This is a genomic window from Frankia sp. CcCS3, from assembly GCF_977927575.1.
Genome location: NZ_CDWRCL010000045.1, coordinates 1 through 21,841 on the forward strand (window position 1 = coordinate 1; position 21,841 = coordinate 21,841).

At 71.1% G+C, this 21,841-nt stretch carries 23 protein-coding genes and 1 tRNA gene; 11 read left to right on the forward strand and 13 right to left on the reverse strand.

Translation table 11 applies throughout. The annotated features are described in order from the left end of the window. Nucleotides 1-539 (reverse strand): glycosyltransferase family 2 protein (locus AC08OQ_RS06575; protein ID WP_476611946.1); only part of this gene is annotated, 539 nt, incomplete at its 3' end. Nucleotides 540-611: 72 nt separating this feature from the next. Between AC08OQ_RS06575 and AC08OQ_RS06580 the strand changes: the two genes are divergently transcribed. Then, complete coding sequence (locus AC08OQ_RS06580) at nucleotides 612-1,490, forward strand: hypothetical protein (protein ID WP_476599341.1); 879 nt, start codon at nucleotides 612-614, stop codon at nucleotides 1,488-1,490. Between the two features lie 215 nt (nucleotides 1,491-1,705). Here AC08OQ_RS06580 and AC08OQ_RS06585 read toward each other — a convergent pair whose 3' ends face one another. Further along, on the reverse strand, nucleotides 1,706-2,080 hold the full coding sequence (locus AC08OQ_RS06585; protein WP_476604745.1) for a hypothetical protein: 375 nt from the start codon (nucleotides 2,078-2,080) through the stop codon (nucleotides 1,706-1,708). Between the two features lie 165 nt (nucleotides 2,081-2,245). On the opposite strand from AC08OQ_RS06585, the gene vapB reads away from it, so the two are divergent. From vapB to AC08OQ_RS06605, 4 genes are all read left to right on the forward strand, one after another. Next, nucleotides 2,246-2,467 carry a type II toxin-antitoxin system VapB family antitoxin gene (gene vapB / locus AC08OQ_RS06590; RefSeq protein WP_462186980.1) on the forward strand — a complete coding sequence of 74 codons (222 nt, stop codon included), beginning with the start codon at nucleotides 2,246-2,248 and terminating at the stop codon, nucleotides 2,465-2,467. Beyond that, a complete protein-coding gene (locus AC08OQ_RS06595) occupies nucleotides 2,464-2,889 on the forward strand; it encodes a PIN domain-containing protein (protein WP_476599345.1) in 426 nt (141 codons plus the stop codon). The genes vapB and AC08OQ_RS06595 overlap by 4 nt, the downstream gene beginning before the upstream one ends. A gap of 392 nt (nucleotides 2,890-3,281) precedes the next feature. After that, nucleotides 3,282-3,551, forward strand: coding sequence for a type II toxin-antitoxin system Phd/YefM family antitoxin (locus AC08OQ_RS06600; protein WP_476592458.1), 270 nt, complete (start codon nucleotides 3,282-3,284; stop codon nucleotides 3,549-3,551). Beyond that, entirely contained in the window at nucleotides 3,541-3,999 is a 459-nt protein-coding gene (locus tag AC08OQ_RS06605; protein WP_462186983.1) for a type II toxin-antitoxin system VapC family toxin, read from the forward strand. Before AC08OQ_RS06600 ends, AC08OQ_RS06605 begins: the two co-directional genes overlap by 11 nt. A gap of 447 nt (nucleotides 4,000-4,446) precedes the next feature. Here AC08OQ_RS06605 and AC08OQ_RS06610 read toward each other — a convergent pair. The 4 genes from AC08OQ_RS06610 to AC08OQ_RS06625 form a co-directional block, all read right to left on the reverse strand. Further along, nucleotides 4,447-4,519, reverse strand: a tRNA-Glu gene (locus AC08OQ_RS06610). 206 nt (nucleotides 4,520-4,725) lie between these two features. Next, nucleotides 4,726-5,508, reverse strand: a complete 783-nt coding sequence (locus AC08OQ_RS06615) for a hypothetical protein (protein ID WP_476599346.1) — start codon at nucleotides 5,506-5,508, stop codon at nucleotides 4,726-4,728. Nucleotides 5,509-6,066: 558 nt separating this feature from the next. Next, the gene (bldC, locus tag AC08OQ_RS06620) at nucleotides 6,067-6,273 is read right to left on the reverse strand and encodes a developmental transcriptional regulator BldC (protein ID WP_006540950.1); all 207 of its coding nucleotides are present in this window, start codon (nucleotides 6,271-6,273) and stop codon (nucleotides 6,067-6,069) included. 152 nt (nucleotides 6,274-6,425) lie between these two features. Beyond that, the gene (locus AC08OQ_RS06625) at nucleotides 6,426-7,256 is read right to left on the reverse strand and encodes a DUF8083 family protein (protein WP_462186996.1); all 831 of its coding nucleotides are present in this window, start codon (nucleotides 7,254-7,256) and stop codon (nucleotides 6,426-6,428) included. Nucleotides 7,257-7,479: 223 nt separating this feature from the next. Between AC08OQ_RS06625 and AC08OQ_RS06630 the strand changes: the two genes are divergently transcribed. Next, complete coding sequence (locus tag AC08OQ_RS06630) at nucleotides 7,480-8,550, forward strand: Leu/Phe/Val dehydrogenase (protein WP_476599347.1); 1,071 nt, start codon at nucleotides 7,480-7,482, stop codon at nucleotides 8,548-8,550. 348 nt (nucleotides 8,551-8,898) lie between these two features. Then, nucleotides 8,899-9,105, forward strand: a complete 207-nt coding sequence (locus AC08OQ_RS06635; RefSeq protein WP_011434572.1) for a DUF3073 domain-containing protein — start codon at nucleotides 8,899-8,901, stop codon at nucleotides 9,103-9,105. A 252-nt stretch (nucleotides 9,106-9,357) separates the two neighbouring features. On the opposite strand, the gene purM is transcribed toward AC08OQ_RS06635, so the two are convergent. From purM to AC08OQ_RS06650, 3 genes are all read right to left on the reverse strand, one after another. Continuing rightward, the gene (gene purM / locus AC08OQ_RS06640; protein WP_462203108.1) at nucleotides 9,358-10,467 is read right to left on the reverse strand and encodes a phosphoribosylformylglycinamidine cyclo-ligase; all 1,110 of its coding nucleotides are present in this window, start codon (nucleotides 10,465-10,467) and stop codon (nucleotides 9,358-9,360) included. After that, complete coding sequence (purF, locus tag AC08OQ_RS06645) at nucleotides 10,464-12,086, reverse strand: amidophosphoribosyltransferase (RefSeq protein WP_476599348.1); 1,623 nt, start codon at nucleotides 12,084-12,086, stop codon at nucleotides 10,464-10,466. Before purF ends, purM begins: the two co-directional genes overlap by 4 nt. A gap of 254 nt (nucleotides 12,087-12,340) precedes the next feature. Continuing rightward, on the reverse strand, nucleotides 12,341-13,153 hold the full coding sequence (locus AC08OQ_RS06650; protein ID WP_476599350.1) for a sterol carrier family protein: 813 nt from the start codon (nucleotides 13,151-13,153) through the stop codon (nucleotides 12,341-12,343). A 133-nt stretch (nucleotides 13,154-13,286) separates the two neighbouring features. Here AC08OQ_RS06650 and AC08OQ_RS06655 point away from each other — a divergent pair, with 133 nt between their 5' ends. After that, nucleotides 13,287-16,838 carry a sacsin N-terminal ATP-binding-like domain-containing protein gene (locus AC08OQ_RS06655; RefSeq protein ID WP_476599351.1) on the forward strand — a complete coding sequence of 1,184 codons (3,552 nt, stop codon included), beginning with the start codon at nucleotides 13,287-13,289 and terminating at the stop codon, nucleotides 16,836-16,838. Nucleotides 16,839-16,866: 28 nt separating this feature from the next. Here the strand turns inward: AC08OQ_RS06655 and AC08OQ_RS06660 are convergent, their stop codons facing one another. Then, entirely contained in the window at nucleotides 16,867-17,208 is a 342-nt protein-coding gene (locus AC08OQ_RS06660) for a DUF2530 domain-containing protein (RefSeq protein WP_462186991.1), read from the reverse strand. Between the two features lie 43 nt (nucleotides 17,209-17,251). Continuing rightward, nucleotides 17,252-18,154 (reverse strand): sulfotransferase, encoded by a 903-nt coding sequence (locus tag AC08OQ_RS06665; RefSeq protein ID WP_476599353.1) that lies wholly within the window; start codon nucleotides 18,152-18,154, stop codon nucleotides 17,252-17,254. 207 nt (nucleotides 18,155-18,361) lie between these two features. Between AC08OQ_RS06665 and AC08OQ_RS06670 the strand changes: the two genes are divergently transcribed. Together AC08OQ_RS06670 and AC08OQ_RS06675 are read left to right on the forward strand one after the other, a co-directional pair. Then, nucleotides 18,362-18,442, forward strand: a complete 81-nt coding sequence (locus AC08OQ_RS06670) for a putative leader peptide (RefSeq protein WP_347272474.1) — start codon at nucleotides 18,362-18,364, stop codon at nucleotides 18,440-18,442. 373 nt (nucleotides 18,443-18,815) lie between these two features. Then, nucleotides 18,816-19,316, forward strand: coding sequence for a winged helix-turn-helix domain-containing protein (locus AC08OQ_RS06675; protein ID WP_476592308.1), 501 nt, complete (start codon nucleotides 18,816-18,818; stop codon nucleotides 19,314-19,316). On the opposite strand, the gene AC08OQ_RS06680 is transcribed toward AC08OQ_RS06675, so the two are convergent. Next, nucleotides 19,283-19,948, reverse strand: coding sequence for a 2'-5' RNA ligase family protein (locus AC08OQ_RS06680; protein WP_476599355.1), 666 nt, complete (start codon nucleotides 19,946-19,948; stop codon nucleotides 19,283-19,285). The two genes, AC08OQ_RS06675 and AC08OQ_RS06680, sit on opposite strands and share 34 nt — an antisense overlap. Nucleotides 19,949-20,201: 253 nt before the next feature. Here AC08OQ_RS06680 and AC08OQ_RS06685 point away from each other — a divergent pair, with 253 nt between their 5' ends. Beyond that, nucleotides 20,202-21,215, forward strand: coding sequence for a Gfo/Idh/MocA family oxidoreductase (locus AC08OQ_RS06685; protein ID WP_476599357.1), 1,014 nt, complete (start codon nucleotides 20,202-20,204; stop codon nucleotides 21,213-21,215). A gap of 36 nt (nucleotides 21,216-21,251) precedes the next feature. Here AC08OQ_RS06685 and AC08OQ_RS06690 read toward each other — a convergent pair whose 3' ends face one another. Beyond that, nucleotides 21,252-21,683: a MarR family transcriptional regulator gene (locus AC08OQ_RS06690; protein ID WP_476599359.1), complete on the reverse strand. Its 432-nt coding sequence runs from the start codon at nucleotides 21,681-21,683 to the stop codon at nucleotides 21,252-21,254. Nucleotides 21,684-21,841 lie beyond the last annotated feature (158 nt).

A 21,841-nucleotide genomic window follows, 5' to 3' on the forward strand; every position in this document is an offset into this window, starting at 1 on the left:
ATCAGCGACAGATCCAGATCCAGATCCCGCCACATCACCCCGGCCGGATGCACGGGTTGCAGGGTGCGGTCGGGTAAGGCGGACGCCCACGCGACGGCCAGCGCACCGCGGGCCAGCGGCCCGGCGGGCACTGCCAGCGGCGCGGTGCGCAGGGTGCCGTCAGCGTGCAGGTCGCGGGCATGGCCGACCGCGTAGCCGGCCGCGGGATGGGCGGCGAGCGCGTCGCTGAGGTCGGCGAGTGCGTCGGGTTCGAGCTCGTCGTCGGCGTCGAGGTTCTGGACCAGCGGCGCGGTGCACGCGCCGAGGGCGATGTTGCGGGCGACCCCGGGGCCTTCCTGGGTGCCGTGCGCGGCGATCCGGACCCGGCCATCGCCCGCCGCTCCGCAGGCGGTCAGCGCGCCGAGGACCTCGTCGGGCGACCCGTCGACCTGAACCCGCCACGTCCAGTGGGGATGGCTCTGCCGGTGCAGCGAATCCCACGCCGCGGGCAGGTAGCCCGCGTACTCGGCGTGTACCGCGGTGACCACATCGACCCGCATGTTCGCAGTATGTACCGATCCGCCCCGCAGCCGTGTGGTACATATCCGGAGAAGATCTGACGGAGGGGGCACATGGACGTCGCATCGATCAATGCGCGGCTTGGTCAGGCAGCCTCAGCCGACTCCCGCGAGTTGGACCGGGTCTGCGGGGACGTCGCCGCCGAGCTGATCGACGCGAACATCGAACCCCCCTTCCGGATCCCATCGGCGGACTTCGTCACCGACCCCTGGCTGATCTGCGCCGACCGGTACTGGCGCCGCAGGTTCCTGCGCGAGCCCACCGTCGAGGTCGCGGCCCGCTGCGCCCGCTGGCTGCACGACCACACCGACGGCCCGACCCGCCCGGGCATCATCGAGAAGTGGTCGCTGGGCTACGCCTTCATCACCAAGGACACCGTCGAGTCCCGCCATGACCTCACCCTCGCCACCGGCCGGATCGTCGAGGCGTTCCAGGGCTCCACCGACATCTGCTACTTCGCCGCGCTGTACCACGCCGGCAAGCTACGCGCGAACTTCTGGTTCGACGAACTCCACCAGTTCCTCGAATCCTCCCTGCTGGCCGTCGCCGCCGGCCACCACCGCGACGACCCGCTGTTCACCGGCCTCCATGCGTTCGCAGCGTTCGGCAGCCGCACCATCACCACCAGCCACGCGCTCGAACTCCTCGACACGGCCTGGAGCGCCGTCCCCCGGTCCCGTGCCGTCGTCGACGTCTGCCTCAACGCCCTGGGAGCCGCCCCACCGTTCCCCGGCCAGGGCGAACAGCTACGCCAGCGCGCCACCGACGCCGTCGCGGAGTTCCCCGACGATCATCTTTTCCGGTTCCGCCTCGCGTGCGGTCAACGCAGGTGCGGCGACTACACCGAGGCGCTGGCCACCATCGACACCGCGCTGCGCCTGCTACCCGCGATCGGCACCCGGATCAGCCACCAAGGGGACGTAATGAAGTAACAAATACGTGATCGAGAGCATCATCGCAGCTCACAGGCCTGTGGAGGGTTCGAAACGCGCAAGTTATTTCATTTCGACTCCCAACTCCTCCAGGAGTAGTACCTACGCGAACGCGACATCATCCAGAAAGGGCTGGAGCTCGCGGAATGGACCACCAGCCAGCAGACCCGCTGGCGCGACCAGGACACCGCCAACCGCGACCTCCGCTGGACCCTTCAGACCTCCGCCATCCGCGCCGTCGAACTCGTCACCGTCTTCACCGCCGCCATCGCCTTCGCCGTCGGCTCACTCCAGATCACCCTCACCGGGATCCTTACCTTCCGCGACCGGGCCATCCTGCTCACCATCCTCGGCGCGGGACTCCTGCTCTTCGCGTCCCTCATCATCGCCGGCACCTGGATCATCACCGGCCGACACCAGCCCGACCCTGGCGCCCCACCGGACAGGACCAGCAGGCCCTGAGCCTCACGCGCGCCGTCGCGCCCCTCTCCACCTCCCCAGGTCCCGGAACTGGTTCCCAGGTCCCGGAACTGGCGAAGCACCTCGACGCCCGGGCCGAGGGGCCCGCTCCCGATGATCGGCTTGACCACGGGCCAGATCGACAGTCGACCGTGCTTCCAGGTCCGAAGCCAAGCCATCCGGGCTCGGCCCTGCCGGGCATGACGCGGCGACGCGGCGACGCGGTCAGGTACGGGCAGTCGGGTCCTGATAGCATTGGATATCGCCTGCAGGTTCAGCCCTTGGAGGTGCGGTCGATGTCCGACGTGCTCATTCGTGACGTACCCGATGACGTGCTGGCCGCCGTCGAGGCTCATGCCGCCAGGCTCGGCCTGTCTCGCAACGAGTACCTTCGCCGGCAACTCGCCCAGGACGCGGCGCGCTCGATAGCCCCGGTGACCCTGGACGACTTGCGCTGGTTCAGCGCCGCGTTTCGTGATCTCAGCGACCCCGAGGTCATGCGGCAGGCCTGGACGTGACCACCACGGCCGAGACGCAGCGTTGGCTTGTCGACAAGTCCGCCCTCGTCCGGCTGAGCGAGAGTCCCGATGCCGACCTGTGGCTGTCCCGTATCCAGCGAGGTCTGGTCCGTATCACGACGGTCACGATTCTGGAGGTCGGCTTTTCCGCGAGATCCGTCAATGATCTTCGTGTCAGGTTACGCCGGCCGCCGGTCTCGGCGATGCCCGTCGAGAACGTGACGCCCCGGATCGAGTCCAGGGCCGTGGAGGTTCAAGGGCTGCTCGCCGGCCTCGGGCACCATCGCGCGCCGTCCGTCCCCGATCTGATCATTGCTGCGACGGCCGAGCTGGCCGGGCTTGTGGTGCTGCATGTCGACAAGGACTTCGAGTTGATCGCCACGGTCACCGGGCAGCCCACCGAGCGACTCCGCCTGTCGTAGCGGCCAGGAGGAGCCCGCCCACCCACGGGTAGCCGCCGCCGAACTTCGGCGTCACTTCGGCACAGCCGACCGGAGTTCACCGGCGCGAGCCGGACGGCCCCAGGGGGACATCGAGGCTGAAACGCCTGGTAGGCAAGCGCTTCAGGCTGCTGATCGAAGTGTGCCCCCAACGGGAACCAACACAGAATAGTGCAGGTGTCAAGGGCCATTGAGAACGGCCCGGTGACGCCGTGCCGGCCGTATCCCCACGGCATCGGAACGGATGCGCGTGCGAACGGGACTCCCGGCCGGCAGTGAGGTCGATTACCGACATCCCGGAGTCCTTCCACTGCCGCATCCCACAAGGTGCCACCAGGTAGCACCTTGTGGCACCGCTTGGATATCATACGTGTATGAGTGCACAGCCTGAGATCACCCAGCGTGACCTGCGCAGCAGGTCCAAGGAGATCATGGACGCGGTCCAGAGCGGCCAGGCGTTCACGGTCACTCGTGACGGACACCAGATCGGCGAACTGGTCCCCTTGCGGCGCCGCAGGCGGTTTGTGTCCCGCAGCGAGTTCGCGGCGATGTCCCGCAGCGCCCCCGGCATCTCCCTGGACGCCTTCCGCGCCGACCAGGACGCCACGGCAGAGCAGGAAGCGGACGACCCGTATGGCCGGTGACCACGCGCAGGGGCTGCTCGACACGAACATCATGATCCTGCGCAGATGGGTGGATCCCGAGGAGCTGCCCGCCGAAATGGCGATCACCGCCGTCACGCTGGCGGAGCTGTCCGCGGGCCCGCACGAGGTGCGCCGGAACGAGGAGCAGAACGAGTACGACGAGCACGCCGAACGGGCCCGGCGGCTGGATGTGCTGCAGCGCGCGGAGAACGAGTTCGACGCGATCCCGTTCGACGCGGAAGCCGCCCGTATCTATGGCCGGGTCTGCGCTGCCGTGATCAGCGCCGGCCGCAAGCCCCGACGGCGCGTGGCCGACCTGATGATCGCCGCTATCGCGATCGCCGAGGACCTACCGCTGTACACCACCAACCCCGACGACTTCACAGGGCTGGACGATCTCCTCACCGTCGTCCCCGTCACCCGCTCCAAGACCCCCGGCGACCGGTAAGCGCTCAGGACTGTCGTCGGGTGGGCCCGGACAGGCCACATCCGGGTGGATCTCACCGGCCGGCTGGCCGTTGCCCCTTCGGCGGTGGGCGCTGGTAGTCGCTGGGCAGTTTGATGTGAAGGGTGACGCGGTCACTGTCCGAATGGAGACGCACGGTGAGCTGGGTGATCTCGAACAGTCGCCACTGAAGTTCCTCCGGGGCCTGGCCCAGATGACACACCTGCATCCGGCCGCTGGCTCAACGGGGATCATCGCCGAGGTCTCCCCCGTGCAACCAAGGCGGCGAGGGCCTTGCACCGCGGTACATCAGGAATGAATGTCACATAATCTGACATTACGGACGGCATGATTGATAACTTGAAGAAGCAGTCGATCAATTTGTTGTCATCGCTGCCGCTCGGAGGCACCTCGGCTTGTTACACAAAATAACCTATTAACTACTATCCGTGCCCCCAACGGGATTCGAACCCGTGCTACCGCCTTGAAAGGGCGACGTCCTGGGCCGCTAGACGATGGGGGCGCGGCGACGACCCTCAGCGAGGCTGCGCATCCGCCCAGCCGCGACGTCGATCGTCTGAAACACCGCAAGCATAGGGGATGGCCCGGTCGGACGACAAACCCTTCCCGGGCCATCCCGACCGCTCGGCATCCCCGTGGGAACGCTCCCCTGGCCGGCCAGCCGACCACCCGGCTGCCCGACGACTGCCCGGCCACCCGGCTGCCGCGTCACCGACCCTTCTCCAGGCGTGAACGGCCCGGCGGCGCCTCCTGCCCCGCGGGGCGGCCGGCCGCGGGCGCGATGGCGCGGCGCGGGTCGACCCATCGGTAGCGGGAACGGAAGAAGGCTCGGACCGGCCGCCCCCCGATCGCGATCGAGTGCTCGATCCGCGCCGGCCCGGCGGGATCGCCGCGACCATGGACCTCGGCGAGATCGAAACTCAGCGTGACCTCGTCGGCCCGGTCCCCGGGAGCGTTCGGATCATAGACACGGAGTGTGATCGACGTTCCGGCCTGGACATAGGCGTAAGCGAGCACCTGATGGTTCAGGCCGAGCAGCCGCGGATCGGAGGACCGCACCGTGATGATCCCGATCGGGGACAGCAACCCCTCGTCCAGATCGAGCCGGATCCGTGGCCACTCGTCCGCCAGGCTCGTCCGCGCGGCCCCCGGCCGGACCCGGATCCCCCGGTTGGCGTCGGCGTCGGCACCCTGCATGAGCCGGTAGTAGCGGGCCACCCCCCGCGGGATGTCGAAGCTCTCCAGCAGGCGGCGGACGAGGTACGCGTACAGCGGGGACCCGACGGCCGGCGCCACGACGTCAGGCGGCGGCCCGATTCCGGCCTCGAACAGATCACGCACAGCGTAGATCATCCCGCCGCACAGGCCCCGGCTGGCGTCGCCGAGGCCCAGCCGCCGAGTCGACCATGGCGCCGAAACGGCCAGCAACGGTTGCGGAGCGAAGCTGTTCGTGAACCGGAAGGCGCTGGTACTGGGCCGGAAACCGGGCACAGCCGACTTCCGCCCCCAGCCCTGGTCATCGGCGCCGCCCGACGTCACGGTGCCGGGCGGGTTACGGCGCCAGGCGGCGGTCCGACGATGATCAACCTCCGGGCAGCTCGGATCTCTGTCCAGCGATCTCTGTCCAGCCTCTCGGCTGTCCAGTGCCTCGGCTGTCCGTCCAGTGCCTCGGCCCAGCGCGACGAGACCGGCGGACAGCCGTAACAGCCGTCCGCCGGTTCCCCAGCAGGTCCACCCAGCGCCCTCCCGGTGCGGAGGTGGTCCTTGACGCGGGACGTCGGCGGGACAGGACCCCGACGCATGGGCTCACCCACATGCCGGACGACCCGACGCCTGGATCTATCTACCCCTCCATCAGCGGCCCGATGGTGATACCGCAGCCTCCGGCTGTCGTCCGATACGGGACGATCAACCGCTCTCGAGACCTTCGGCCCTATTCCGTGGGACTCACGACCGACACCCTCGCACTGTCAGCCGTGCGGCCCGCACCCGAGGACCCGTACCCGAGGAGAGGAGGGGGCTCGTGCAACGCGCCAGGTTGGCGCGAACCTAGATGTCACTTCCGATGCTCGGAACTCCCTTCAGCAGGGCACGCACCTCCGCCTCTCGGTACCGGCGGTGACCGCCCAGGGTCCGAATCGACGTCAGCTTTCCGGCCTTCGCCCACCGGGTCACGGTCTTCGGGTCCACCCGAAACATCGTGGCAACCTCGGCGGGCGTCAGCAGCGGCTCAGCGTCTGGCGTTCGTGTCGTCATTGCGTTGGCCTCCCGTCACAGAGCGTCGCTCCGTCCCATACAGATCGTGCATCCTTCGGGGGCATTTCGGACATGGCACGTCAGGACCATCTACTGACTAGTCACAGCTCGTCCGAAGCGGGCGGCAACTCTCAGTTAACAGAATGCGCCGATCAGCTCGCGGATTCCCGTGCCTGCAGGGGCCTCCACCTCATCAGGACTCGTTCGTAGGCTTCGACCGCTAGGTCTGTTCGCCCACGGCGTAACGCACTGACAGCCTCGACGATGTCCTCTACAGAGTTGTCGCGCCGAAGCATGTCATCGTCCAGCAGGTCAACTAGCCCGTCGTAGTCCAGTTCGACCCTGCTCTGTGGATGGAAGGACCCCAGCCAACGGGCCAGCTCGCCGACGCCCTCGACTCCCGGGGCGTCCGGAGAGCTCGCCCGCAGCGCCTCCACCGCCTCCACCGCCCGGCCCGCCCGCCGTCTGGCGAGGCTCATCGTGGTGCGGTAGATCATGGACCGCTCGGCGGTGTCCCCCGTGACCAGGGACCGTTCGGCCGGGTCGAAGAGCAGGAACCACGGCGGTGGCACCATCCAGGTACAGGTCTGCACGTGGACCTTGAGCGCGGGGCGGCGGGCCTTCCACCGGTCCAGCTCGACCTCGGCCGGCTCGATGATCCGCCGTGGCAGGAACGCCTCCGCGACGCGGTCGGGCATCAGGCCGCGGAACTCGAGCGCCGCCTGCCACACCCGCAGCTGGGTCGACCACGGACAGACGAACATCAGACCGTCGATCCACTGGACGAAGGCCGACTCGTCGGCGACGTCAAGGGTGGGACGGACGGTCGCGACCAGCGCCAGGACCCGCTCCCGGCGGGAACCGGCCCGGCGCGACGGCGGCCCCGCGGCGGCGTAACGCTGCCAGCGGCCACGTTCGGCCGCGGGAAAGGCAGCGAGCGGTTCGTACACCCGCAGATACGCCGCGGGGGAGACGACGGGCACCTCAGGACCCACGTACCGCGCGCGATCCGACCGACGACACCCACGCGGATGCCCTGGATCCTGGCACGTCCGCACACAAGCCGTCCGGCCTACCAGCGCCGTAGGGTTCGCCAGGACACGATCTGCGGGCCCTGGGCGCGGCGCGGGTGGTTCGGCCCGCGGCGCGGGATCAGGGCGGTGGGGGCCGCGTGCCCCACGGAGGCCCCGAGGAGAGAGGTGCGCCATGTCGTCCCTGTTCAGCGCCGTTTGTGACCATGAGCAGGTGCTGTTGTGCTCGGACCGTCCCTCGGGTCTTCACGCGATCATCGCCGTCTACTCGACGGCGCTGGGGCCGTCGCTGGGCGGTACTCGCTTCCACCCCTACGCCGACGAGGAGGTCGCGTTGGCGGACGCCCTCGCCCTGTCCCGGGCGATGGCCTACAAGGCCGCCTGCGCCGGGCTGGACCTCGGCGGCGGGAAGGCCGTCATCATCGGTGATCCGGCCGTCGCGAAGTCGGAGCCGCTGCTGCGCGCCTTCGGCCGCCATGTCGCCTCACTGGGCGGCCGGTACATCACCGCTTGCGACGTCGGTACCTACGTGGCGGACATGGACATCATCACCCGGGAAACCCGGTGGGTGACCGGACGGTCACCGGCGCACGGCGGTTCGGGCGACTCCGGCGTGCTGACCGCCTACGGAGTCTTCGAGGGCATGCGCGCCGCCGCCCGGCACCGGTGGGGAACGCCGAGCCTGGCGGGGCGCCGCGTCGCGGTCTCGGGAGTCGGCAAGGTCGGGCGGCGGCTCGTCGGGCATCTCCTCGACAGCGGCGCCTCGGTGGTCGCGGGCGACGTGGACCCGGTGGCCCTGGCCCGGCTGCGGGTGGAGTTTCCGGCGGCCGAGACCGTGCCGGACCCGGACGACCTGCTCGACCTCGACGTCGACGTGTACGCCCCCTGCGCGCTGGGCGGATCGCTGAGCGTGCAGACCGTCCGCCGGCTGCGAGCCGGCGTTGTCTGCGGCGGCGCCAACAACCAGCTCGCGCAGCCCGAGGCCGGGCGGCAGCTCGCCGACGCCGGAGTCCTGTACGCCCCCGACTTCGTGGTCAACGCCGGCGGCCTGATCCAGGTCGCGGACGAGATCGAGGGCTACTCGCCGGAGCGGGCCCGGGCCAGGGCCGCGCAGATCTTCGACACCACCTCGGAGGTGTTCCGCCTCGCCGAAGCTGAGGGGGTGACCCCGACCGAGGCCGCGGAGCGGCTCGCCGAACGCCGCATGACCGACGTGGGACGCCTGCGGGGGATCCTGCTGCCCTGATGCCGACCGGGGTGGGGCGAAGCACACCGTGGGGGCGAGGCACACCCCCGCCACCAGGAACGATCACCCGCCCGGCGGAGGCCTGAACGTCAACGGGGACAGGTGACGATGATCACATCTAGGCCCCGTCAAACGGGCCGCCGACGGCGGGGACGAGCAGATATCCCCGATCGAACCCACCGGACAAGCGGGTTCATACACCGTTTCCGATCGCGGGCACCTTGTCCGGGGACAGGCAACTGTCGGGTTGGCGTGCCGAGAAGCCTCCGGTCCCTGTAGTCTCGGGAAGCACGAGACAGTGAGAGCACCGGGGCGGGTCCCCGTCGTCATGTTCGAGGGGGTCGAGCCATGGGGCGCGGCCGAGCTAAGGCCAAGCAGACGAAAGTCGCCCGCGAGCTCAAGTACAACTCGCCCACTATGGATCTCGACCGATTGAAGGCGGATCTGGGCGCGGGCTCGACGCGCGAGAACAACAACGACGACTCGTACGTAGATGACGACTACGGATACGACGCCTACGCAGACGACGAGGACGATCGACGTTCCTCCCGCTGACAGCGTCGCTTCGGTAGTCGCTCACCGCGGCAGGCTCACCGCGGTGGTCGTCGCCGATGGTGGTCGTCCGGGCTCAGACCCGGGCTCCCACCGCCATAACGTGCTGCCGTGATCCTGGCTGCGCTGCATGCTTCTTCGCCAGTTCACTCCTGATCAGCCCAGGCTGCCCGGACAGGTTGCCCAACCTGCCCGGGGGGTTGCCCTGCCCAGGGGGTTGCCCTGCCCGGACGTGCTGCCCCCGGAGGGGCCGCCTCAGCGTGGATGCCGGCCGACGAGCCGGGCTCTGGCCGCGCCGGCTGGCTCCGGAGCGCCCGCCGCGCCGACCTCCCCTGCCACCCAGGCCGGCACGTCCCGCGCGGCGAGCAGCGCGAGAGCGTCGGCGACCGCGGTGGCCGGCAGGACCGCTACCATGCCGACTCCCTGGTTGAAGGTGGCTTCCATGTCCGCCTGGGTCACCCCGCCGCGCTCGGCGAGCAGACCGAAGATCGGGGGCACTGACCACGACGCCCGGTCCACCGTGGCCAGCAGGCCCGGCGGGATGACCCGAGCGAGGTTCGCCGCGAGACCGCCGCCGGTGATGTGGGCGAAGGCGTGCACCTCGACAGCCGCGGCCAGCGCCAGGCAGTCCCGGGCATAGATGCGGGTCGGAACCAGCAGGGACGCGCCCAGCGTGCCCCCCAGGGACGGGACGTATGACTCCAGATCCTCCCGCGCGGTCTCGGGAATCCCACCTGGCTGGCCAGAATCGACGGGACCGAACAAGATATGCCGTACGAGCGAGAAGCCGTTGGAGTGGATGCCGGATGATGCCATCGCGACCACCACGTCCCCGGGCCGGACTCGCTCCGGCCCGAGCACGTCGTCGGCCTCCACGACCCCGACCCCCGTCGCGGCCAGGTCGTAGTCGTCGCTACCCATGAGCCCGGGGTGCTCGGCGGTCTCCCCGCCGACCAGCGCCGCCCCCGCCTGCTCGCAGCCGGTTGCGATGCCGGAGACGATCTCGGCCACGCGCGCGGGGACCAGGGAGCCGCACGCGATGTAGTCGAGCAGGAACAGCGGCTCCGCGCCGCACACCACGAGGTCGTCGACGACCATGGCGACCAGATCAATACCCACGGTGCCGTGCGTGTCCAGGGCCCGGGCAACGGCAATCTTGGTACCCACACCATCGGTCGACGAGGCGAGCAGCGGCCGGCGGTACCGCGCCGTGTCCAGCGCGAACAGGCCGGCGAATCCGCCGAGCGAACCGACGACCTCGGGCCGGGTGGCGCGCGCAACGTGACCACGCATCAGCTCGACGGCACGCTCGCCCGCGGCCACGTCGACCCCGGCCGCCCGGTACGAGTTCAATCCACCGCTCATGCGGGCCTCACCCCGGCCGGCTGGGGCTCGGGCTCAAGCTCGGGCTCGGCGTCGTGGTTGTCCGGGGAGGGATCGGCACCGTTCATGCCCAGCGTCACGCCGCGTCGCAGCGCCTCGGTGATCATGTCATCGGTGGTCTCCGCGCCGCCCGTCGCCTCCAGCCGATGCTTGCCGAGCTTGTCAGAATCGTTCAGCGGAACCGGGTACACGCCGTCGAAGCAGGCCCGGCAGAGCGTGCCGGCCGGTTGGCGGGAGGCCTCGATGAGGCCCTCCAACGAGACGTAGGCCAGCGAGTCGGCCCCGAGAGAGGTTCTGATCTCCTCGATGCCGGCCTCACTGGCGATCAGCTCGGCGCGGGTCGCGAAGTCGATGCCGTAGAAGCAGGGCCACCGTACCGGCGGCGAGGAGATCCGGATGTGGACCTCGGCCGCGCCGGCCTCCCGCAGCATGCGCACCAGCGCGCGCTGCGTGTTGCCGCGGACGATCGAGTCGTCCACCACGACGAGGCGACGCCCCTCGATCACGTCCCGCAGGGGGTTCAGCTTGAGCCGGATCCCGCGCTGCCGGATCGTCTGCGAGGGCTGGATGAAGGTGCGCCCGACATAGGAGTTCTTGACCAGGCCCTCGCCGAACGGGATGCCCGACTCCTCCGCGTAGCCGACCGCGGCGGGTACCCCGGACTGCGGCACGGGGATGACCAGGTCGGCCTCCACCGGCGCCTCGCGGGCCAACTGCCGGCCGACGTCGACCCGGGTGGCGTGCACGGAGCGTCCGGCGATCGACGTGTCCGGGCGGGCGAGATAGACGTACTCGAACAGGCAGCCGTGCGGATCGGGCCGGGCGAACGTGCGAGAACGCATCCCCTCGGCGTCGATAACGACCAGCTCACCGGGAACGATCTCCCGCACGAGAGTGGCGCCGACGATGTCGAGGGCAGCCGTCTCGCTGGCGACGATCCACGCGCCGTCGGGATGGCCGTCGAGCCGGCCGAGCACGAGCGGGTGGATCCCGTGCGCGTCCCGGGCGGCATACAGCGTCGAGGCGTCCGAGAAGACCAGCGAGAAGGCCCCGGTCAGGCGGGGCAGCACGTCCATCGCCGCGTCGACGAGGGTCGGGCCGGGATGGTCGGCGAGCATGGCGGTGATGAGGTCCGAGTCGGTGGTCGCCCGCAGGCGGTCCCGCTCCGCGCCGAGCGTCCGCGCAAGCTCGACGATGTTGGTGAGGTTGCCGTTGTGCCCGAGCGCGATGGGGCCGCCGAAGCGGGCGGTGCGGTACGACGGCTGGGCATTCTCCCAGGTAGAAGAGCCCGTCGTCGAGTACCGGGTGTGGCCGACCGCCACATGGCCGCTCAGGCTGGACAGGGTGACCTCGTCGAAGACCTGAGCGACGAGCCCCAGTTCCTTGAAGACCACCACAGTCCGGCCGTCCCCGACCGCGATGCCGGCGGCCTCCTGACCGCGGTGCTGCAGCGCGTACAGGCCGTAGTAGGCCAGGTTCGCCACGTCCTCGCCGGGCGCCCACACCCCGAACACACCACAGGCGTCACGCGGCCCCGGCTCGTCGGAGAGGTCGGATTCCCATCCGGGGATGGCGCCGAAGCGGGGTGCGACGTCTGGCACCAGGACTCCTCGACAGGTCAGGGATACCGAAGAATGCGGACGATCTCGCGCGGGACCATGCGGGACTGAGGTGCCGGGCTCGTCCGCCGACGTGCCGAGACGCGCCGACCACTCCGACCACTCCGACCACCGCCTCGCCCCGGCAGCTACCTCCCACCACGCTAGCAGTGAGGACGCGCATCGGCCGTTGTGCGCGCATGCCCCGGACGGACCAGATCGTCCCTGGTAGATCATCCGGCCCAGCCAACCCGCACCTACAGGAGGGGCAGGTAGGAACTGAGGTCGGCGCGCTCGCCGCTGGCCGCGACCCGGCCGTCGGCCACCGCCTCGGCCCACGGCAGGCGGCCCGCGCACAGCAGGACGAAGGCGACAGGTTCGGCCTCGACGACGTTCGGCGGTGTGCCCCGGGTATGGCGTGGACCCTCGACGATCTGCACGGCCGTGAACGGCGGCACCCGCAGTTCCACCGAGCGTCCGGGTGCCCGCTCGGCGAACATCTCCGCGAACACCTTCGTCGCCGCCTTGAGCGCCCCCCGGGCCGGCGTGACGCCTAGCTCGAGGCCGTGCACCACCGCCTCGACCGCTCGGGTGCGCAGGAACTCCGCCAGTCGCATCGGGCCGCCCGGCGTCGGGACCACCGCTTCCTGAGTCGCCGCGGCCATGGCGGCCACCGCGGCCGACACCTCGCCGGCCAGCCGGCCTCTGATCTCGGCCGGCCCACGGTTTGCCGCCAGCGAGCGGGCGGTGTCCGCGACGGCCTCCGCCCGGGTTCCGGCGCCCGTCAGGTAGCCGCTCGCGGTGACGAGATCCCTCGCCGTGACGAGATCCGTCGTGCGCCGGGACGCCGGGACCGCGGGGGCCAGGGCCTCGGTGAGCGCGGTCGCGGAGCGGGAGACGTGCAGGACGGGGTCGCCGACCATCCAGCCGGGCAGCGGACTCGGCGCCCCGAGAGTCCCGTCGGGCAGGACACTCACCGCATCGACGATCCGCTGCCACTGGTCCGCCAACGTCGCGGCCAGCTCGGTACCGGTCGCCAGGGGATCCTGGCGGCGTCCGCGGGGTGGCATCCCTCCATCCTGCCCGGTACCACCAGGTACCACCCAGTACAAACCGGTACGCGGTCGTATCCGGCCGTCCGCGCGCGCCGGTGTGCCGGACCCGACCCCCCGCCCTGCCGGGCGGGAAGACGAGTATGGACGGGTGCCAGTGACGATCCCGCGCGCTCCCGCCGACGAGTACGGAACCGCCGCGATCCGGCAGCGGGTTCTTGACGCCTGGGCCGCCTCCCCGGCCCGCTTCCGGGAAGACGCCAATGCCGAGGAGGACGCGGCTCTCGGCGCCTACCGCGACCGCCTCGTCGTCGAACTTGTGCAGAACGCGGTCGACGCCGCGCGTGAGGCCGGCGTCCCGGCCCGGGTGTACCTGCGGCTGCGCACCTCCGCCTCGGAGTCGGATGCACCGGACGTTCTAGCTGCCCCGGATGCTCCTGATGTTTCGAAGACCGGCGCCGGTCCCGGCGGCCTGTTAGAGATCGCCAACACGGGGGCACCGCTGAGCCCGGCGGGGGTGGAGGCGCTGTCGACCCTGCGTGCCTCGGCGAAACGGGACACCACGTCGGTAGGGCGGTTCGGCGCCGGATTCGCCGCGGTACTCGCGGTGAGCGACGATCCCTCGATCGTCTCCCGGTCCCGCCCGGGCGCGGGGGCGTCCGGAGTCACCTGGTCGAAGAGCAGGGTGATCGAGGCCGTGACGGCCGCGGGGGTGGGCGGCGGCGCCGGCACCACGGCGCCGGCGCCGGCGCCGGGCCTGCCCGAAGAACTGGCCCGGCGCGACGGGGCGGTACCCATCCTCCGGCTACCGTTCGATCTTCCCGCGCCGCCTGCACCGCCGGACGGGTACGACACCGTGGTCCGCCTCCCGCTGCGGGACGTCGCGGCGGCCACGGCGGCCCGGGATCTGCTGGCCGGGCTCGATCCGACCCTGCCGCTCGTCCTCGGCGGTCCCAGCGAGATCGTGGTCGACGTCAACGGGACCGTTCGAACGATCACCTGTCGATGGATCCGCGGGGGCGGCTCATCCCAGCCCGCGTCGAGCGCGACGTCGACGCGTGTGGAGATCGCCGAGCTCGACGGCGATCTCGACGGCGAGCGATGGCGCGGCATCGCCCGTAGCGGCATGATCCCGGCCAGCCTGCTGGCCGACCGCCCGGTAGAGGAGCGCGGCCGGAACCGCTTCACCGCCCGGGTCATGGTCCGCGACGGCGGATGGCCCGAGGGCGTCGCCCGGGTCGTGCGGGCACCTCAGCCGACGGACGAACCGATCTCGCTGCCGATCCTGGCGAGCGTCGAGCTGCCACTGGATCCCTCGCGTCGACACACGGTATCGGGTCCGTTACGGGACTGGCTCACCGATCAGCTGAGCGCAGCCACCGTGGCGCTGGCCGAATACCTGGGCGCCGGCAGGGATCCAGACGCCGGCAGAGATCCAGACGAGACGCCTGGCGACCCGCTGGCCGCGCTGGCCCTCGTGCCGACGGGGCTGCCGGTGGGCGAGGTCGACGGCAGGCTACGGGACGCGCTGACCCGACTTCTCCCGGACGCGGCGCTACTGCCCGGCGGTCTGCGTGGCCGGGACTGTTCCGTCTGCGATCTCGGCCCCGCGACCGATGTGGTCACCGAGCTGCTGCGCTCCTCCTGGACCGGGGCCGACCTGGCCGAGGCCTGGACCGGGACCGACCCGGCCGAGATCGCCGGCACGGACGGGGCGGGTCCGGATGGTGACGACACCGTCGCGGCGAAGGTCGCTGGGAAGGTTCCCGGCCTGCTCCCGGCGGCCTATGCTGCCCGCCGGTGGCGTACCGCACTCTCCACCCTGGGCGTTCGACGGGTGGACAGCGCCGCCCTGGTCGAGCTGCTCTCCGGGGTGTCCCGCCCGCCACACTGGTGGGGACGTCTCTATCCGCTCCTGGTCGGGGCGCCGGACCGGGACGCGCTCGGCGCGCTTCCAGTACCGGTCGCGGAGGTTCCCGCGCCCTGGGAGGGCACCGAGCCGAGCGGCGCAGCCGGGTCCAGCGCCTTGCGGACGCGGATGGTCACCGGTCCGCGTGGGACCCTGCTGCCCACCGCCGACCTCGACATCGTCGCGCTGGCCCGATCGGGGCTGCCGCTGCGGGTCGTACATCCCGACGCCTGCGCCCAGGACGCGGCGCGGGATGCCCTGCGCACCCTCGGCGCGCTTGAGGGCACTCCGGCGGGTGTCCTACGGGATGCGGCGGTACGCGAGGCGGTCCTGGACGCCGATCCGGAGGACGATCCCGATGATCTCACCGCCCTGGCGAACGCGGTGCTGGCGCTGGCCCGGGACGCGAGCGAGGAGTCCACGGCCGACCTGAGCTGGCTCGACGAGCTGCTGCTGCCGGACGGCGACGGTGGCTTCACCCCGGCCGGCGAGCTGCTGATCCAGGGAGGCCCCCTGGATCGGGTGCTCGCCGAGGACGCACCCTTCGGCACCCTGAGCGCCGAGGTCGCGCGGGCCTGGCCCGCCGAGGTGCTGGCGAAGGTCGGTGTGCTGCATACCTTCGGGGTGTTGCACGCCCACGACCTGCCGTTGGATCCCGACGAGCAGATCCTGCTCGACCTCGACGACAGCGACACCTGGGTTGACGACGTCACGGCGGACGACCACGGTGCGCCGGGCGGCTCGGCGAACCTGCGTCGGCCGCCTCCCGACGGGCCACCGGCACCCGCCATGATCGGGGTGTTCGCGGCGGTACGCGACCTCGAACTCGTCGACCGGGCCGCCTGGCCCGAGGCGCTCGCCGAGCTCGCCCGACCACCGTTGCGGGACGTCGTGTTCGCCCCCGAGCCGTCCTATACGCGCTGGTGGCTGGCGCGACACGCGGTGCTGCCCGTCGGTGGCGACGGCCGGGCGCCCCACTCCGCGGAACACCCGGCGCACCGGGACGGCAGGGTTCTGCCTCCGGGCGAGCTCGTCCTACCCGACGCGGACCCCCTGCTCACCGGGCTGTTCGCGCCGGCGGCACCGCTCCCGGGGGTCGACGACGAGTTCCTGCGCCACCTCGGCTGCCGGCTGACGCTGGAGGACGTCCTCGGCGACCTGGGCGCGGTGATGGACCTGCTCGACCGGCTGGGCGACGCCGACCGGGACGTACCGTGGCCCGCGGCTCGCACGCTGTACATCGCCGCGGTCGACGCGGTGGCCCGGGTCCTGACGGCGCCGGACGGTTCCGCCCACGACGGGCGGTTCGACCCGCCACTGACCGTCCGCACCCCGGACGGCGTCCGGGCCTGCGCCGACGTCGTGGTGGTGGACGCACCGGACATGCTGGGGCTGCTCGGCGCGGACCGCTTCGGGCTGCGTCTCCCGCTGGACCGGGCGGCCGAGGTGGCCCACGTCCTCGGCGTGCGCCTCGCCGCCGAGGCGGGCACCTGCGAGATCGTCTCGGCGGGCCCCGGCGAGGCCCGGCAGGCACCGGACGGCACACCGTACCGGGTTCACGACCCGCTGCTGGTCGAGGATCTCGCCGGCCGGCCGACCCGGGTGCCCTGGCGGGTACTCGGCGGGATCGGCGGCGAGATCTACGTGGATGCCGAGGCCGGCTCGGACGCGCTCGCGCGGGCCCTGGCCTGGCGCGGCGGGCAGTGGGACCGGCGGCATGCGCTGGCCGCGGCGCTGCGCGACCCTGACGGTACCGCCTTCCGAGCCGCGGAGGACGACCTCGACGAGACCTGAGCCGCGCCGGTGGGTTCCGGTCGCTGGACTATCGATCCGTGTGGTCGGGGGTTCCCCGCGCCCGCAGCCGGTTGCGGCGGCGGATCACGATCCACAGGCCGGCGAGCCCGAGGACGAAGCCGCAGATCGCCGTCGCGAACCACCAGAGCCGGCCGTCGTCCCGCAGATCGTCGAGGAAGAACGCCAGGACCAGCGCGGCGATGGCCCACAGCACGGTTCCCACCGCGACGGAGGCGACCCCGTCGTAGGGCAACGGTTCGGGCGTGGGCGGGCGGGTTGTCGCGGCGGCGGGCTCGCCGCCCCCCGGGACGGGCGGGACCTCGGGGGCGTGCGCACCGCCCGTGGAATCGCTGCTTGCTGACACGCTCATCCCGGTCGACGCTACCCTCTTGGCTCGCGGGCCAAGGTGCTGGTCAGGAGTCGTCCACCGGTTCGACGAGCCACTCGTCGAACCGGCGTCTCGTCACGTCGCTCAGCAGGGCGATGTCGGAGCGGAACCCGTCCCGCAGCCGGGCCCCGATCGCCGGATCCAGCCGGGGGGCCGGGAAAGCCAGCACGGACGGGAGCGCCGGCACGGACGTCCCGGGTAGTCCGGGTCGGCCTCGGCGCTCGACCCCCAGCTTGACCCCCAAGAAACCGTGGGCTCGTCGGATGACGGCGGCGGGATCCCCGATCAGATCGCGGTGCGCCGTCAGGAGTACCTGCTCGCGGGGGAACAGCGTGAACAGCCGCTGCAGCTGCGTACCGTACCTGCCCAGAGCCAGGTAGCGCCACGGCCAGGGCCAGCCCGCGGCCGTCCGGGCGGCCTCGGCGGCCACGGCACGTCCGAAATCGTCGAGGTCCTCAAGACCGGCCAGCCGCATCCGGACCCAGTTCGCGTAGGCCCGCTCCACCGGATCGCGAAGAACGACGATGAGCTTCGCGTAGGGAAGCAGTTCGTGAATATGCCGCAACGCCGTAAAGTCGGCGAGATAATACGGGGTGCTCTCGCCGCGCACCGCGCCCGCCGGAGCCGCGTCGAACAGCGCCTCGTAGTCGGATCGCCGACGGACAAGTGATCGCTCGCCCGGCCCGGCGCAAGCCACACAGCCCGGAAGGCCGGCACTCCTGCCGGCCTCGTCCCAAGCGGAACAGACGACGCCGGCCCGGCCGGCCGTGGTGACATCGAGCCCGCTTTCCGGGATGCGCCCGGCCAGGAAGTACCCCGGTTGCGGGATCTCGGACATGAAGACGGATCGATGGCGGCCGAGTTCCTCGTGCAAGACCTCCGTACCCGCGTCGGGAGCACCGATCACGAAGAAATCAGGCAGAGCCACGGCATCTCCTGTTCCCGACGTCCCCGGCCGCGGTTCCTGGAACAGTCCCGTGAGTATATTCACGATTTTCCATCGGGAAGATTGACATCCCGGGACCTCCACGGCCTGCGCCATGCACCACAGATCCAACCGAAAGACCAAGAAGTGAGATAAGTCATACTTTTCAATGCTTGGCAACCGCCGAAGCAGTGTGCTTCCGTTGCTCTTGTGTTGAAGCGGCTGATCCTGGTCACCCGGGGCCACATTGATCTGCTCCGCGTTGCCTCGGCCGCCTGTCCGGCGGCCTGACGGGCAGGCGTCTGTCTCCCGCACGGCGCTTCACGAAGCGTCAGCCGATCCGGACGCTTTACTAGGACACACCACCGCCTGTCGACCGACGTTGCCTCGTCTCGCGTGAACCGGCGAGTATCGCCAGGAAAGCCCCACCGGGCAGCGTCATCGCTGGTAGCTGCATATGCCGACCTCCCCCGAACAGCATCGGCCCCGCCCTCCCCCGCCGCCGACGGTGAGAGGCACCGCCACCATCTTCGCGCCACCGCGCCGCGTACCCGGCGGACCCACCGTCCAGAACACCCACCGTCCAGAACGCTGACACGTCGACGGCATCTCGCCGCCCGCCCGATCTTCGGTGACCGAGAGAAACCTGACCGAAAGGCCAGCAATGCCCCCACAGACGACCGTCCTCCCGTACCGGACGCCCCGCACCGCGCCCGCCCGTGCGGCGTCCGTCCCGGCGGCGTCCCTTCCACGACCGTCCCTGCCGAGACCATCCCTGCCCGCGACGGCGCCCGCACACACGCCCGGCGCCGGCCTCCGGACCGGCCAGTGGGAGATCGCGGCGCCGCCCCGGCGCGGGGTGTGGGTCGACCGCACCGCCTGGCTCGCCACCGTTGACGGCCGGGCCCTGCAGCTGACCTACCTGGAGTTCGAGGTACTGGACTTCTTCGTCCGCCATCCCGGGCAGGCGTACAGCCGGGAGGCACTGCTCTGCTCGGTCTGGGGCCATCAGGTCGACGACGAGTCGGCTCCCGATATCCGCACGGTGGATGTCCTGGTGACGCGGCTGCGACGCAAGCTCGGCCCGGAGCACCGGGATCGCATCGAGACCATCCGCCGCGTGGGCTACCGCTACCGCCCGGCGGATCCCTCGACCGACGGTTGACCGCCGACGAGGTCCCAGACCGTCTCCGCCCGGTAGGTGGGGGATGATCCGGACTCGCCGCCGCCCGAGCTGCTCATCAGGATGAGACGCTCGACGCTCCAGGGCAGCGGTGGGACATCGGCACGCAACAGCTCGACGAGCGGTTGCAGTGCCCGCCCGCGCCCGTTCGGCACCCGGGCGAGCGTCAGATGTGCGCGCAGCGGACGGGTGTCCCGGCCGGCCGCCCCGGCACGCTCGGCGGCCCGCCGGACCCCCACTGCCAGCGCCGTCAGGCGTGGGCTGGCTCGCGAGCCTGCCACGTCACCGGCGGCTGCGGCTGCGGCTGCGGCAATGCAGTCGACGGATGCGTCCGCGGTCACCGGCGGTGGCTGCCGCACCGCGGTCCACAGCACCCGGTCGCCGAACCGTCCGCCACCGACCGTCTCGACGGCGAACGGGCCGTGCCGGCGTGCCACCCGCGCCAGTCTCGCGTCGAACTCGGCGCGCCGGTCGTCCGGCACTGGCCCGAGGAAGGCGAACGTGACGTGCCACTGGTCCGGCGTGGTCCAGCGCAGATCCGCCGCCGCGGCGCGCGTCCTGTGCACGGCCGCGAGCAGCGCCTCGGCGACCTCGGGGGGTGGGACGGCCGCCACGAACAGTCTGGTCGCCAGCTCAACCTCCCTGGAACGACAACCTCCCTGGAACGACAACCTCCCTGGAACGACAACCTCCCTGGAATGACAGGCTCCCTCTCCCTGGGACGACAGTCTCCCTGGGACGAGACGAACAGTGCGACACGGACCTGCTCCGGGCTCGGATGGCGAGCGCTCGGCCTCCGGTCGATTCTCGGCGACAATCGGGCTGACCGGCGACCCTCGCCACCAGACGGGGAGCACTATCAATGCTGTGACGACGCTCCCCGATCTGGTGCCGCCGCGCGATCCCGCCCTTTCTCAGGCATGGCGGGAGCTGCGGCGCGTCGTGCGCCGGCGGCAGCCGGACCTGCCCCTCGCGATGGCCCTGGTCACCGATGGCTCGGACAGCACCACCGCCGAGGTGCTGCGCGATGCCGGGGTCGACGTCGTCGGTCTCCTCGCCCCGGAACCGCTGGAGTCCCTGGCCTGGGCCGCCGAGGCAGGTGTCCGACGGGCGTACGCAGATCTGCTCACCCTGCTCTCGGACGACATCGAGGCGGTCTGCGTGGAGATGCCGCCGCCCGCGTCCGACATCGTCGCCCGGCAAGCGGCCGAGATCGGCCTGCACGTGCTCCTGGCCGGGCCGGCGACCGTCGAGGCCGAGGCCCTGCGCGCGGTCGCCGACCTCGCCGAGGAGGGTGATCTCGCCCACGTGGTCGCGCTCGACGGGCGGGCCTGGCCTGCCGCCACCCACGTCGCGGCGACCGTTCCCTCCCTGGGCCGGCTCACCCAGATGACCGTGGTGGGCGCGCCGAACGGGCCCGCCGGGCGGGTCGAGATCATCGATCTGGCGACGCGCTGGTGCGGCGAGATCCTCGCGGTCTGCGCCGATCCGGCCGCGATGCCCGCCCCGGCGCTCACCCCGGACGCACCGGTGACGCTGGCCCTGCTGGCGGCGAGCGGCGCGACGGTTCTGATCAACGAGCAGATGGGCGGGGACCTCGGCACCGCCACCCTCACGGTGTGCGGCGACTCCGGACGCATCGTCGTCCAGGGCCGTCTGGTCCGCCGCCAGGACGGCAGCGGCATCCGGGATCTGATGATGCCGACCGTGCCGACCTCCCGGCCGGGGCTGGTGGAGGCCACCTACGACGTGGTGCGCGCCACCGAACTCGACGACGCCCGGCTGGTCCGCGGCGCCACCTTCCACGACCTGCTCACTGCGAACCATCTGATGGCCGCCGCGCAGACCTCCCATCAGCGGGGCGGTTGGGTGGAGCTCTGAATGGCGCTTGGAACGATGCTCGGATCGGCGGGCGGCCTACGAGCCGGCAAGCGCGTCCAGGATCGGTGCGGCGCGGTTCAGCGCGGCGATCTCCTCGAGTGAGAGCTCGGCCAGCCGATCGGTCAGCCATTCGTCCCGGCGCCGACGGTCGTCCTCGAGCAGGGCTCGACCCGCCTCGGTCACCTCAGCGATCACTTGACGGCCGTCGGTGGGGTGCGGCCGGCGCTCGACGAGCCCGGTGACGGCCAGATGCGCGATCACCCGGGTCATCGACGGCGGCTGGACGCGCTCGTGGACGGCGATCTCCCCGAGCGTCATGGGGCCATGCCGCTTCAGCGTAGCAAGCGCGGAAGTCTGCGTGGGGGTGAGCCGGCTCGACCGTTCCTGGCGCATGCGCCGAGAAAGCCGCATCACCGACAGGCGCAGCGCGGACGCGAGTTCGGCCTCACGTGCCGTCTCGGTCTCCATCTCACGACGGTACTCGTTAGCGACACTCAGAAACGAATGACATTCTGGCGAACCGCCGAAAACAGCAGGAGGCGGGTCGGCTACCCCCCAGCGGCAGCCGACCCACCACCACAGGAGGCCTCTCGCGATCTCCGGCCCCCGAAGGCTCGGCCCCCGAA